The organism is Pseudomonas sp. PS02288 (assembly GCF_029959715.1).
Lineage (GTDB): Bacteria > Pseudomonadota > Gammaproteobacteria > Pseudomonadales > Pseudomonadaceae > Pseudomonas_O > Pseudomonas_O kuykendallii.
Window position 1 is genome coordinate 1 of sequence record NZ_JASCPA010000084.1, and the last position, 13,631, is coordinate 13,631.

A 13,631-nucleotide genomic window follows, 5' to 3' on the forward strand; every position below is an offset into this window, starting at 1 on the left:
CCCCGACCGGGTAAAGCGGTGGGGGGCGGTTGCGTTTCCGGGGGCGAAGGCGGGGAGGTGTTCGACCCGCCCGAGCGCTCCGTCAGCCATTGCAGGCGGACCTGCAATGGCGCGGCGAAATGGCGAGCAGCACGCTCATCCTGGAAGGTCAGGCAGCGTCGTCCGGCGCGGACCTGCCACAGCCGTTGGCCATGTTCCTCACGTACCTCGATGCGAACCACCATGAGCGGATTCCGATTCCCTGTCGCGCAGCAGGTGGCGCGATGGGCGGAAGACTACGCGATCCGAACAGCGGGTTGAATCGGTCGCGCCTCAGTAAACCCAGACTTCCACACGACGGTTCTTGATCCGACCCTCGTCTGCACTGTTGGCGGCCACCGGCATCTCGTCACCGAGCCCGGTGACCTCGCGGAAGATCACGCCGGCCTTCGACAGCTCGCGGCGCACCGCCATGGCGCGCAGTTTGGACAGCAGCGAGGCGCGTTGCGGGTCGACCTTGTCGTCCGCGAAGCCGACCAGCACCGTGCGTTTGTAGAGTTTGTCGTTCTGTCGCAGGTAGTCGGTAACGCGATCGATGTCCCGCTGGGCCTTGTTGTCCAGCCGGGCACTGCCGTGCTGGAAACGGAAATTCACCGACAGGCGCTGGGCCTCGCTGGCCAGCTGGAAATACTCCGCAGGCATGGCCGGCGCAGCGGCGACCTGCATGGCACGCACGTCCTGGGCGACGAACCCGACCTTGGCGACAATCGCCTGCCCCGCGGCGCTGTGGGCGAAGGCGACCAGCGCCAGCACCCAGGGGTTGTTCTCCTCCGGGGCGTTGTAAAGGAACAGCCGGCGCGAGAGCGGATAGTCCTCGGTGGCGATCAGGCTGACCGAGGGTTCCATGGCTTGCGACTCTCCGGCCGAAATCGCCAGCGTCTTGGCCCTGCCCACCGAGGCCAGCCCGGCGAAACCGATGCCCTGCGGATCACCGGCGACGGTCTCGGAGAGCTGGTCGCTGGATTCGAAACGCGCGGCGTCCGGCGCCAGGGTCTTGCCGTTGGCGACCAGCACCAGTTCCTTGAAGGTATCGAAGGTGCCGGACTTGTCGTCCCGCGCATGCAGATGGATCGCTCCGGCCTTGCCACCGAGGGCCGCCCAGTCACGAATCTCCCCGGCGAACACCTTCGCCAGTTGCTCGCTGGTCAGACTCTTCAGTCCGTTGTCGGGGTGTACGAGGATCGCCAGGCCATCGATGCCGATCACCTGTTCCGCGGAGCGGCTGCGCAGGTCGCCCAGTTCGGCGAGTGCGGCGACTTCACTGTCCTTGATCGGGCGGGACGAGGCGGCCAGCTCGGCGCGGCCTTGTTGGAGGGCGACGAACCCCGTGCTGGAACCGTGGGCGGCGATGTCCACGTGCACTTCACGACCCTCGGCGGTGCGCGCGGATATGCGCTGCTCGTTCTCCGCCGGGCCGGGCTGGCTGCGCACCATGAGCAGCCCCTGCTGGCGCATCAGCCCTTCGACCAGCGCCGGCGCCAGGCGCGCACCGATGGTATTGGAGCCCTGGATGCGCAGGAGCGGGGCGTTGCCCTCTGGGATAGGCAAGGCGGCGAACACCGACCAGGGCAGGGCGTAGCAGACGAAGCCGAGGATCAGCATGCCGAGCACGCGGCTCCAGGTATCGGCTTCGTGATCGGACGCGTGGGACATGCGGCAGGCACCTGTTGGAGAGGAGGTGCCGGCAGACTAAGTCAGTTGCATGTCGCCCATATGACAGCCAAAAAAAAACCGATCAGCTCAGTTCGAGCCACACCGGCGCGTGGTCGGAAGGCTTCTCCATCGCGCGCAGCTCATAGTCGACGCCGGTGGCGAGGATGCGTTCCTGCAGCGGCCTGGAGGCCATGATCAGGTCGATGCGCAGGCCGCGCTTGGGCTCGTCTTCGAAACCGCGACTGCGGTAGTCGAACCAGCTGAAGCGGTTTTCCACGGTCGGATTCTGCAACCTGAAGGTATCCGCCAGCCCCCAGCTCTTTAGCTTCTCGAGCCACTCGCGCTCCTCGGGCAGGAAGCTGCACTTGCCGGTACGCAACCAGCGCCTGGCGTTGTCGGCACCGATGCCGATGTCGCAATCCTGCGGCGAGATGTTGAAGTCGCCCATCACCAGCAGGCGATGGTCGGGCTGGAAGCGCTCCTCGAGCAGGCGCTGCAGGTCTGCATAGAAACGCGTCTTGGCCGGGAACTTCACCGGATGGTCGCGGCTTTCGCCCTGGGGGAAGTAGCCATTGAACACATGGACCGGTTGGCCGTCGCCGTCGGCGAAGGTGCCGCCGATCCAGCGCCGCTGGGATTCCTCGTCATCGCCGGGGAACCCCTTGAACACTTCCAGCGGCTTCGCCAGGGACATCAGCGCAACGCCGTAATGACCTTTCTGCCCGTGAAAATGCACGTGGTAACCCAGCGCCTCGACTTCGGCGAAGGGGAACTGGTCGTCGGAGACCTTGGTTTCCTGCAGGCCAATGATGTCCGGGCGATGTTTTTCGACCAGTGCCGCCAGTTGGTGAGGACGTGCGCGCAGGCCGTTGATATTGAAGGAAACGACTTTCATCGCGGGACTCCTGGGAAAACCCCGATGCTAGCCCATCCGGCGCCGCGCCAGCCAGCGCTGGCGGCCCGCCCATGGCGCTGCTAACGTCAGCGAAGACCCATAACCATAACTAGAGAGGTCGATCGCCATGCCCGCAACCCAACCCGCCGCGCCCGCCACGACGCGCTTCCTCGACAGCGGCTACGCGCGCGAGGCGCGCTCGCTGCTGTACCAGGCCTATCGCCACGAACCCACCTTCGCCTACCTGTTCGAAGCCGAGCGCCCTGGCTACGACCACCGTGTGCGTGCCACCGTTCGCGAACTGGTGAATCAGCATTTCAGCGAGGACCTGCCGGCGATCGGCCTGCTGGTGGAGGACAGGCTGATCGGTGTCGCGCTGATCGCGCCGCCGCAACGCCGGCTGGAGATCACCGAGAGCTGGGTGTGGCGCATGCGCATGCTGCTGACCACCGGATTGCGCTGCACCCAGCGTTACCTCGACTACCACGCCGCCGTGCTGGCCTGCCTGCCGCCCGGCCCGTTCCACGTCTTGCCGCTGATCGGTATCCATCCGCGCTGCCAGGGCCTGCACTACGGCGAGCAGATGCTCGAGGCCGTGCACGCCTGGTGCGCCGGGGACAGTGCGTCTCAAGGCGTGGTGCTGGATACCGGCAACACCCGCTATCTGGAGTTCTATCGGCGCCAGGGTTACCAGGAGATCGGCGAAGTGGCGATCGGGCCAATTCGCGAGCACGTTTTCCTCCATGCGAACGATCCGGTCGCTGCGCACGACGGCGCCCCGGATCTCACGACAGGGGAAAATCTTCGATAATTCGAGGGGTTAGCGCGACCAAGGGTTGCCGGATCGAGCCCGCTTGCATGGTAGCATCCGGCCCATGATGTCCCGATCCAGCTTCAGCTTCTGCCTATCGTTCTGTTCGCTGCTCAGCACTTCGGTGCTGGCGCAGGAGCAGCTGGACGTGCGCGTGCAACCGAACAACGCGAAGCTTCGCGGCAATATCCAGGGCTATGTCGGCAGCCTGGAAGGTCGTGACCGGCAGGCGCTGGAACAGCTCACGCGGGTCGCCGAAACCCAGGCACAGCAGGCCGCGCAAGCCCTTGGCTACTACAATGCGCAGATCGACAGCGAAGTCGACCAACGCCAGCCGCCGCGCCTGGTGCTCACCGTGCAGCCGGGCGAGCCGGTGCGGCTGCGCAACGTCACCGTCCGCATCGAAGGCCCGGCCGCGCAGCTGGCCAGCTTTCGCTTGCCCGAACGCGAGATGCTCAAGTCCGGCGCGATACTCGACCACGGCCATTACGAAGACGCGAAGAGGCTCATAGAGAACCAGGCGTCGCGCTTCGGCTTCTTCGGCGGCCGCTTCATCCGGCAGAAGCTGCTGATCGACCCGCGCGAGGGCTTCGCCGATATCGAACTGGTCTACGACAGTGGCCCGCGCTACCGGCTGGGTGAGGTCAAGTTCGGCGGCGATGCGCCCCTGTCCGAGGACCTGTTGCAACGCCTGGTCCCTTTCAAACGAGGCGATCCCTACGACTCCGAACTGATCGCCGAACTGAACCAGGCGCTGCAGACCAGCGGCTATTTCGATGCCGTGCGCGTCGACGCCGCGCCCGAGCAGGCACGCGACGAGCAGATCCCGGTGGATGTACGGCTGACCACGCGCAAGCCGCGTACCTTCGGCATCGGTCTCGGCTATTCCACCGATGTCGGCCCGCGCGGCAAGGTCAACTGGACGCGCCATTGGGTGAACCCGCAGGGCCACAGCTATGGCGCCGAACTGGAGCTTTCGGCGCCACGGCAGAACGTCGGCCTGTGGTACGACATTCCGGGCCAGGCGCCCCTGACCGACAAACTGCGGCTGGCTGCTGGTTACCAATATGAGGAACTGGCCGACACCGACTCATTGAGTCGTCTGCTCACAATCGGCCCGGAATGGCACAGCCTGCGACCGAGCGGCTGGACGCGCGTGCTCTCGGTGAAGTGGCAGCGCGAGGAATACCGCCTGGGTGACGATTCCGGGTTGAGCACGCTGCTGATGCCCGGCGTCAGCTACTCGCTGTTACGCAGCAACAACCGGCTCGACCCCAGCCACGGCTATCGCCTGCAGTTCGATGTGTCGGCGGCCAAGGACGGCCTGCTGTCGGACGCCGACCTGGTGCATGTCGAAGGGGCGATCAAGGGCCTGACCACGCTGGCGGACAAGCACCGCTTCCTCGGCCGTCTGCAACTGGGCGGCAACTACACCGACGAGTACAAGGCGATTCCGCCGTCGCTGCGCTTCTTCGCCGGCGGCGACCAGACCGTGCGCGGCTACGACTACCAGATGCTCTCGCCCGAAAACTCCGACGGCGACCGCATCGGCGGTCGCTACATGATCGCCGGCAGCCTCGAGTACCAGTACGCGATCGCCGATCGCTGGCGCATCGCGACCTTCGTCGACCAGGGCAACGCGTTCTCATCGCTTGAGCTGCCGTCGCTGAAGACCGGCGTCGGCTTCGGCGTGCGCTGGGTCTCGCCGGTGGGGCCGTTGCGCGTCGACCTCGCGCATCCGCTGGACGGCGACGGCGGCGTGCGCCTGCACTTTTCGATGGGCCCCGAGCTGTGAGGCGCGTCGCCTGGGGAGTGCTCGCCCTGGTACTGCTGCTGGTGCTCGGCCTGACGCTGCTGCTCGGCAGCCAGGCCGGCAGCCGCTGGGCGCTGGCGCAGGTGCCGGGCTTGCAGGTGCAGGGCTTCGACGGCCGGCTCGGCGGAGCCTGGCGAGCCGAGCGCCTGGCCTGGACGCAGGGCCAACGGCGCGTGGAGCTGGTCGCGCCGCAACTGGACTGGTCGCCGAGCTGCCTGCTGCGCCTGACGTTGTGCCTGGACCGCGTGGTCGCCGAGCAGGTGATCCTCGCCTTGCCGCCGTCCACAGACGACGAAGAAGGCCCAGGTGGACTGCCGGATATCGGCCTGCCGCTGTCCCTACGCTTGGGCGAGGTTCAGATCGGCAGCCTGCTGCTGGACGGACAGGAGGAATTGCGCGGCCTTCGTCTCGCTGGGCAATGGACCGGCGAGGGGCTGCGCATCGACTCACTGAGCGTGCAGCGCGACGCGCTTTCCCTGCACCTGCAAGGCCTGCTCACGCCCACCGGCGACTGGCCGCTGAAGGCCGAAGGCTCGCTGTCGCTGCCGGCACCGGGTGAGCAGCCGTGGACGCTGGCGATAACCGTCGATGGCGACCTGCAACGCGAACTGAGCCTGCACGCTGACAGCAACGGTTACCTGCAGGGCCGGCTGGACGGCCGGGTGAGCCCGCTGGTCGAGCACCTTCCGGCCCGGTTGCGGCTGGTGATGCCGCGTTTCAAGGCCACCGAAGAATTGCCGGACACCCTGACTCTCGAGGAGCTGGAGTTGACCGCCGAAGGCGATCTGTCCGACGGTTACCGGGTGCTCGGCAATGCCCGGCTGCCGGCGCAGGAGGGGCCGATGAGCCTGGGCCTGAGCGGCCGGGTCACCGCCGAAGGCGCGCGTATCGAGGCGCTCGACCTCACCGCGAGCGCGGAGCAGCGCCTGGCGCTGACGGGCGAGTTGGACTGGCGCGAAGGGCTGATCGCCGACACCCACATCGACTGGCAGGATTTCCCCTGGCGCCGGCTGTATGCCGAGATCGACGAACCGCCGGTGGCGCTGAAGACCTTCAAGGGCGACCTGCATTACGACAACGGCAGTTACCTGGGCAATTTCGCCGCCGAGCTGCTGGGGCCGGCGGGGCCTTTCAGCCTCAGCAGCCCGCTGAGCGGCGACCTCGAACAGCTGAATTTGCCTTCACTGCGCCTGGTGGCCGGGCAGGGCAACGCCGAAGGGCAGTTGAACCTCGGCTTCGCCGAGGGCATCGCCTGGAAAACGGCGCTGCAGCTCGACCGGTTCGATCCGTCCTACTGGCTCGCCGAGCTGCCCGGTAGCCTGGCCGGCCCGCTGCGCAGCGAAGGCAGCCTGACGAATGGCCAACTGGCGCTGAACGCGGAGCTGCGACTGGAAGGCCGGCTGCGCGGGCAGACGACCCGGCTGCAACTCGCCGCGGAGGGCGCCGGCGAGCGCTGGAACCTGGCCAACCTCGACCTGCGCGTAGGAGACAACCAGGTACGGGGCAGGGGCCAGCTGGATCAACGCTTGCAGGGGCAACTTGCGCTCGAGCTGCCGCGCCTGGGCCAGTTGTGGCCCGAGCTGCAGGGCGCGCTGAACGGCACGCTCGACCTGGCCGGCAGCCTCGCCGCCCCCCAGGGCCAATTGGCGCTGAAGGGGCAGGCGCTGTCGTTCGGCGACCGCCGCCTGGCCGCGCTGGATCTGGCGGCGACGCTCGATGCGGCGCAGCGCGGAACGCTGACGCTGAACGCCCGCGATATCCACTCCGGCGACACCGCGCTGGGCGATCTGCGCCTGACCGGGCAGGGCGATCGCAAGGATCAGCGCCTCGACCTGAGCCTGGTCGGCCCGCTGCTGCGTACCGCGCTTGGCCTGTCCGGGCGCCTGGATGGCGATGGGACGAAGGGTTGGCACTGGCGCGGCCAGCTCGGCAAAGGCGAAGTCGCCGCCGGCGGCCAGACCTGGACGCTGCGCACGCCCGCACGCCTGGAACGTCGCGCCGATGGCCGCCTGGAGCTGGGCGCGCACTGCTGGGCCTATGGCGACGCCAGCCTGTGCGGCGAGGAACAGCGGCTGATGCCGGAACCCAGACTGCGCTATCACCTGCGCAACTTCGCCCTCGAGGGGCTGGCGCAGTTCCTCCCCGAAGATTTCGCCTGGAAGGGCAAGCTGAACGCCGACCTGCAGCTCGACCTGCCGGCTGCCGGCCCCAGCGGCCACATCCTCGTCGACGCCGGCAATGGCACCCTGCGCGTGCGCGATGGCGACGACTGGGTGGACTTTCCCTACCGGCAGCTGAGCCTGGACAGCCAACTGCAACCCAGCCGGGTGGACACCCAGCTGAGTTTTGCCGGCGGGCCTCTGGGCAAGCTGTCGCTGCACGCACGCATCGACCCTCGGGCGGCAAACAAACCGCTGCGCGGAGAGTTTTCCCTCAGTGGCCTCGACCTGTCGGTGGCGCGGCCGTTCGTGCCCATGGTCGAGCGCCTGGAAGGCTATCTGGATGGTTCCGGCACCTTGTCCGGCGATCTGCAGGAGCCGCGCATCGACGGTCGCCTGCAACTGCGCGGCGGCCACGTGTCCGGGGCGGAACTGCCGACGCGCCTGGAAAACCTCCAGGTCCAGGCGCTGATCGCCGGCGAGAACCTGCAGCTCAGCGGCGACTGGAGTGCCGGGCGCGAAGGGCAGGGCAGCATCAGCGGATCGCTGGACTGGAGCCGTGCGCTGGACCTCGACCTGCGCATTCGGGGCGACCGCCTGCCGGTATCGGTGGCGCCCTATGCCGATCTAGAGGTGGCGCCCGACCTGCAGGTCGCCTTCGATGGCGAGCAACTGGCGCTCCGTGGCAAGGTGCGGGTGCCCCGCGGCAGCATCATCGTTCGCGAGCTGCCACCGTCCACCGTGAAGGTCTCGGCGGACGCCGAAATCGTCGGCGCGGAGGCGCCGGTCAAGGGCGCCTCGTCGACGCTACGAATGAACGTCGACGTGGCGGTCGGCGAAGACAAGCTGACCTTCAGCGGCTTTGGCCTGAATGCCGAACTGGCGGGGCAGATCCACGTTGGCGACAACCTCGACACGCGGGGCGAGCTGAGCCTGAACAAGGGCCGCTACCGCGCCTACGGCCAGCGTCTGACCATCCGCCGCGCGCGCCTGCTGTTCACCGGGCCGATCGACCAGCCTTATCTCGACGTGGAGGCGGTGCGCGTGGTAGACGAAGTCACCGCCGGCATCCGCCTCACAGGCAGCGCCGCCGCGCCGCGTAGCGAGGTGTTCTCGGAACCGGCGATGAGCCAGGAACAGGCGCTGTCCTACCTGGTGCTGGGTCGCCCCTTGGGCGGTGACAGCGGCGACAGCAACATGCTCGCCGAAGCCGCCCTCGGTCTGGGCCTGGCGCAGAGCGCCTCGATTACCGGCGGCCTGGCGCGCAACCTTGGCATCGAGAACTTCCAGCTCGACACCGAAGGCACCGGCAACACCACCAGCGTGGTGGCCAGCGGCAGCCTCACCGATCGCCTCAGCCTGCGCTACGGCGTCGGCGTGTTCGAGCCGGCGAATACCGTGGCGCTGCGTTACGAACTGACCAGGCGGCTGTACCTCGAAGTCGCCAGTGGCCTGGCCAGCTCGCTGGACCTGTTCTACAAGCGCGATTTCTGATTGGACACGTGCGTCCAGGACGCCCATCTAAACGTCGAGCATCTTCATCACCTGTTCCGGATAGCGCCCGCCGGCCACCGCATCGGCCGGGAAGATCGCGTCGATCTGCGCCCGTTCGGCTGCGCTCAGCACGACGTCCAGCGCGCCCACGTTTTCTTCCAGGTATTTGCGCCGCTTGGTGCCGGGAATCGGGATGAGGTCGTCGCCCTGGGCCAGGACCCAGGCCAGGGCCAGTTGCGAGGGCGTCACGCCCTTGGCTTCGGCCAACGCCTTCACCTTCTCCACCAGCAGCAGGTTGCGGGCGAAATTCTCGCCCTGGAAGCGCGGGCTGAAGCGCCGGTAATCGTCTTCGGCGAAGTCCTCAGGCGAGGTCAGGGCGCCGGTGAGGAAGCCCCGTCCCAGTGGACTGTAGGGCACGAAAGCGATGCCCAGGCGCCGACAGGCCGCCAGCGCGCCGTTGCTTTCCGGGTCGCGCGTCCACAGCGAGTACTCGCTTTGCAGCGCGCTGATCGGGTGCACGGCATGGGCGCGCTCCAGGGTCGCCGCCGACGCCTCGCTGAGGCCCAGGTAGCGCACCTTGCCTTCCTTCACCAGCGCGGCCATCGCGCCCACGGTTTCCTCGATCGGCACCTGCGGATCGATACGGTGCTGGTAGTAGAGGTCGAGGTGGTCGACGCGCAAACGCTTGAGGCTGCCTTCGATGGAGGAACGCACGTACTCCGGGCGCCCGCTGACACCGCGCAGCGCCGGGTTGGCCGGGTCGCGGAGGATGCCGAACTTGCTGGCGAGGAACACCTGGTCGCGTTTGCCGCGAATTGCCTTGCCGATCAGTTCCTCGTTGCTGAACGGCCCATACATGTCGGCGGTGTCGAGCAGGCTGACGCCCAGTTCCAGCGCGCGGTGCAGGGTGGCGACGGATTCCGCTTCGTCGCGTCCGGCGCCGTAGAAATCGCTCATACCCATGCAGCCGAGACCGATGGCGGAAACCTGCGGGCCGTCGTGGCCCAGTTGGCGAGTCTTCATCGAGGGGTTCTCCGTGGGAAATGTCGGTCCAGTGTCTGCCTCACTCCTGGCTGGATAAACCTGCCGAAAACGTATTCACTATTCGTAATTTCTACATAGTGGATGGGTAATGGACCGCTTTCTCGCCATGCAGCTGTTCACTCGTATCGTCGAGATGGGCGCCTTCGGCCGTGCCGGCGAAAGCCTCGGGCTGGCTCCGGCCTCCAGCAGCCAACTGATCAGGCAACTGGAGAGCCACCTCGGCGTGCAACTGCTGCAGCGCACCACCCGCCAGGTCAGCCCGACCGTGGATGGCGCCGAGTTCTACGAGCGCTGCGTGCGCCTGCTGGCGGATCTGGACGACGCCGAGGGCTCGTTTTCCGAGGCGCGGCGCAACCCCCGAGGCAAGCTGCGCATCGACCTGTCGCACTCGCTGGCGCGACTGGTGGTGATCCCGCGACTCCCGGCGTTCTGCAGCCGCTACCCGCAGATCGAACTGGAAGTGGGCACCTCGGACCGCACCCTCGACCTGATCCGCGAAGGCGTCGACTGCGTGCTGCGTGGCGGCGCGCCGCTGGACCCGGGGCTGGTGGCCCGGCCGGTGACGCAGCTGACGCAAGTCACCTGCGCCAGCCCGGCGTACCTCACCGCCCGTGGCGTGCCGCGCACCTTGGCGCAACTCGACGATCATCGCGCCATCGACTTCATCGGCTCCAGCGGCCAGCGCTTCGAGCTGGAGTTCCAGGTCGCCGGCGCAACGCAGACGCGGCGTCTGCCGGCGCAGATCGCGGTGAACGGGGCGGATGCCTACGTCGCCGCCTGCGAAGCAGGATTGGGCCTTATCCAGGTGCCGGTCTACCACGTCACCGAACAACTGCGCGCCGGCAGCCTGGTGGAAGTCCTCGCCGATTGCCGCCCGCCGGTGTACCCGCTGAGCGTGGTCTACCCGCCGCATCGCCAGCTGTCGCGGCGGGTGAGGGTGTTCGTCGACTGGCTGGTAGAGCTGTTCGAACAGCCCAACTGGATGGCGCGGCCGGGGCCCTGACGACGACAACAGAACAGGGGGGGCGCCTTCCGGCCTGATGTGCTGCCATTTTCCGGGGCGGGCATGATTTACTGGGCACTCCATCCTCCCCACAAGAAGGAAACCTCCCATGCCCCAAGTGACCCGCCGCGGCAGCCCCGTGGACATCGACGGCGAGCTGCCGAAGGTCGGCCAGGCCGCGCCCGCATTCAGCCTGGTCAATGGCGACCTCGCCGACGTGACCCTCGAAGCCTTCGCAGGCAAACGCAAGGTGCTGAACATCTTCCCCAGCGTCGATACGCCGACCTGCGCCACCTCGGTACGCAAGTTCAACGCCGAGGCCAGCAAGCTGAACAACACCGTGGTGCTGTGCATCTCCGCCGACCTGCCGTTCGCGCAAAAGCGCTTCTGCGGCGCCGAAGGGCTGGAGAACGTCGTCAACCTGTCGACCCTGCGCGGCCAGGCGTTTCTCCGCGACTTCGGCGTCGCCATCGCCAGCGGTCCGATGGTGGGCCTGGCGACCCGCGCGGTCGTGGTGCTGGACGAGAACGACCGCGTGTTGCACAGCGAGCTGGTCCCCGAGATCGGCCAGGAGCCGGACTACCAGGCCGCCATCGGCGTACTCGGCTGATACGTCGGGTGCCGACCGAACGGTCCGCCGCTGCGGGCCGTTTTTTGCCGGCGCCTGAACCGTGTTCCTGCGTGGAAACTTTTTGTTTTCAGCTCATACACTTGGCGAGGCAAGTAAAGGGTAAATAGGCGGTAAAGAGCCTTTGCATCGGGGGCAACAGTCCTTATCGTTCAGGCTCCTTCAAATTCCGAATCCTATTCATGTCCGAACAAACGCCGCCCCCCGCGTTTTACCGTCGCCCGCGCGTCTGGCTGATCGGTATCGTCGTCCTCCTGCTGCTTGCCGCCGTGGCATGGAAATTCTGGCCCGCCAGCTCCACGTCTACCGATGCGGCGCAGCAGGCCAGCCGCCGAGGCCACGGCGGAGCCGGTGTCGGCCGCGGTCCCGGCGGCATGGGAGGTCCGGGCGGCGGGCTGTTCAACAACGAGCCGACCCCGGTACGCGTGGCGGCCGCCCGGCAGGGTGACTTCCCCGTCTACTACAAGGCGCTCGGCACCGTTACCGCGCTGAACACGGTGAGCGTGCGCGGCCGGGTCGACGGCGAGCTGGTCAAGGTGGCGTTCGAGGAAGGGCAGAAGGTCAAGGCAGGCGACCTGCTGGCGGTGATCGACCCGCGCACCTATCAGATCGCCCTGCAGCAGGCCCAGGGCACCCTGGCGGAAAACCAGGCGCAGCTGAAGAACGCGCAGATCGACTACGACCGTTACCGCGGGCTGTATGCCGAAGACAGCATCGCCAAGCAGACGCTGGACACCCAGGAAGCGCTGGTCAATCAGTACAAAGGCACGCTGCAGGGCAACCAGGCGGCGGTCAACCAGGCCAAGCTGAACCTCGACTTCACCAACGTGCGCGCGCCCATCTCCGGGCGCCTGGGCCTGCGCCAGGTCGACGTCGGCAACCTGGTCGGCTCCAGCGACACCACCGCGCTGGTGACCATCACCCAGACGCAGCCGATCAGCGTCGCCTTCACCCTGCCGGAAAACGAGCTGCCCACGGTGGTCCAGCGCTTCCGCGCCGGCGAGAAGCTCCGCGTCGAGGCCTGGGACCGCGCCGAAACCCGCCTGCAGGCCGAAGGCGTGCTGCAGAGCCTGGACAACCAGATCGACACCACCACCGGCACCCTGAAGTTCAAGGCGCGCTTCGGCAACGACAAGGAAACTCTGTTCCCCAACCAGTTCGTCAACGTGCGGGTACTCGCCGACACGCTGCGCAACGTGGTGCTGGTGCCAACCCCGGCGGTGCAGTTCGGCAATGCCGGCTCCTTCGCTTACGTCATGGACGGCGACGACAAGGTCACCATCCGCACCCTCAAGGTCGGCCCCAACGACGGCACCAACACGGTGATCCTCGAAGGCCTGGCCAGCGGCGACCGCGTCGTGCTGGAAGGCACCGACCGCCTGCGCGAAGGCAGCAAGGTGCTGGTGGTGCATGACGCCAACGCCGTCCCGACCTCGCCCAGCGAGCAGTTGCAGGGCTCGCCGAAGGCCCCTGCGGGTACGCCAGACGCGGCGGCGAAAGACGCCCGATGAACGTCTCGCGGCTGTTCATACTGCGCCCGGTCGCCACCACGCTGAGCATGCTGGCGATCCTCCTCGCCGGGCTGATCGCCTATCGCATGCTGCCCGTGTCGGCGTTGCCGCAGGTGGACTACCCGACCATCCGCGTCCTCACGCTGTACCCCGGCGCCAGCCCGGACGTCATGACCAGTGCGGTCACCGCGCCGCTGGAGCGCCAGTTCGGGCAGATGCCGGGACTCGCGCAGATGTCCTCGACCAGCTCCGGCGGCGCCTCGGTGATCACCCTGCGTTTCAGCCTGGCGATGGACCTGGATGTCGCCGAGCAGGAAGTCCAGGCGGCGATCAACTCCGCCAGCAACCTGCTGCCCAACGACCTGCCGGCACCGCCGGTGTACAACAAGGTCAACCCGGCCGACACCCCGGTGCTCACCGTGGCAGTCAGCTCCAAGACCATGCCGTTGCCCAAGCTGCACGACCTGGTCGACACACGCATGGCGCAGAAGCTCGCCCAGGTGAACGGCGTCGGCATGGTCAGCCTCGCCGGCGGCCAGCGCCAGGCGGTGCGGGTGAAGGTCAACGCGCAGGCGCTGGCC

General features: G+C 67.3%; 11 protein-coding genes. 7 read left to right on the top strand and 4 right to left on the bottom strand.

Going from position 1 to position 13,631, the window contains the following annotated elements; genetic code table 11:
- From QMX85_RS21915 to xthA, 3 genes are all read right to left on the bottom strand, one after another.
- Positions 1-224: hypothetical protein (locus QMX85_RS21915; RefSeq protein WP_282344448.1), on the bottom strand; the 224-nt coding region annotated here is incomplete at its 3' end.
- A gap of 88 nt (positions 225-312) precedes the next feature.
- On the bottom strand, positions 313-1,692 hold the full coding sequence (locus QMX85_RS21920) for a phosphate ABC transporter substrate-binding/OmpA family protein (RefSeq protein WP_282344450.1): 1,380 nt from the start codon (positions 1,690-1,692) through the stop codon (positions 313-315).
- Between the two features lie 82 nt (positions 1,693-1,774).
- Complete coding sequence (xthA, locus tag QMX85_RS21925; RefSeq protein ID WP_282344451.1) at positions 1,775-2,587, bottom strand: exodeoxyribonuclease III; 813 nt, start codon at positions 2,585-2,587, stop codon at positions 1,775-1,777.
- A 127-nt stretch (positions 2,588-2,714) separates the two neighbouring features.
- Here xthA and QMX85_RS21930 point away from each other — a divergent pair, with 127 nt between their 5' ends.
- The 3 genes from QMX85_RS21930 (at position 2,715) to QMX85_RS21940 (ending at position 8,864) form a co-directional block, all read left to right on the top strand.
- Positions 2,715-3,398, top strand: coding sequence for a GNAT family N-acetyltransferase (locus tag QMX85_RS21930; RefSeq protein WP_282344452.1), 684 nt, complete (start codon positions 2,715-2,717; stop codon positions 3,396-3,398).
- 67 nt (positions 3,399-3,465) lie between these two features.
- Complete coding sequence (locus QMX85_RS21935; RefSeq protein ID WP_282344462.1) at positions 3,466-5,193, top strand: autotransporter assembly complex family protein; 1,728 nt, start codon at positions 3,466-3,468, stop codon at positions 5,191-5,193.
- Entirely contained in the window at positions 5,190-8,864 is a 3,675-nt protein-coding gene (locus QMX85_RS21940; protein WP_282344453.1) for a translocation/assembly module TamB domain-containing protein, read from the top strand. The genes QMX85_RS21935 and QMX85_RS21940 overlap by 4 nt, the downstream gene beginning before the upstream one ends.
- Positions 8,865-8,891: 27 nt before the next feature.
- Here the strand turns inward: QMX85_RS21940 and QMX85_RS21945 are convergent, their stop codons facing one another.
- On the bottom strand, positions 8,892-9,887 hold the full coding sequence (locus tag QMX85_RS21945) for an aldo/keto reductase (RefSeq protein ID WP_282344454.1): 996 nt from the start codon (positions 9,885-9,887) through the stop codon (positions 8,892-8,894).
- Positions 9,888-9,996: 109 nt separating this feature from the next.
- Here QMX85_RS21945 and QMX85_RS21950 point away from each other — a divergent pair, with 109 nt between their 5' ends.
- The 4 genes from QMX85_RS21950 to QMX85_RS21965 all read left to right on the top strand — a co-directional run.
- On the top strand, positions 9,997-10,911 hold the full coding sequence (locus QMX85_RS21950) for a LysR family transcriptional regulator (protein ID WP_282344455.1): 915 nt from the start codon (positions 9,997-9,999) through the stop codon (positions 10,909-10,911).
- 109 nt (positions 10,912-11,020) lie between these two features.
- The gene (gene tpx, locus QMX85_RS21955) at positions 11,021-11,521 is read left to right on the top strand and encodes a thiol peroxidase (protein WP_282344457.1); all 501 of its coding nucleotides are present in this window, start codon (positions 11,021-11,023) and stop codon (positions 11,519-11,521) included.
- A gap of 200 nt (positions 11,522-11,721) precedes the next feature.
- On the top strand, positions 11,722-13,050 hold the full coding sequence (locus QMX85_RS21960) for an MdtA/MuxA family multidrug efflux RND transporter periplasmic adaptor subunit (RefSeq protein WP_282344459.1): 1,329 nt from the start codon (positions 11,722-11,724) through the stop codon (positions 13,048-13,050).
- Positions 13,047-13,631, top strand: a 585-nt coding sequence (locus tag QMX85_RS21965; RefSeq protein ID WP_282344461.1) for an efflux RND transporter permease subunit, incomplete at its 3' end; no start/stop codon positions are given. The genes QMX85_RS21960 and QMX85_RS21965, both read left to right, overlap by 4 nt.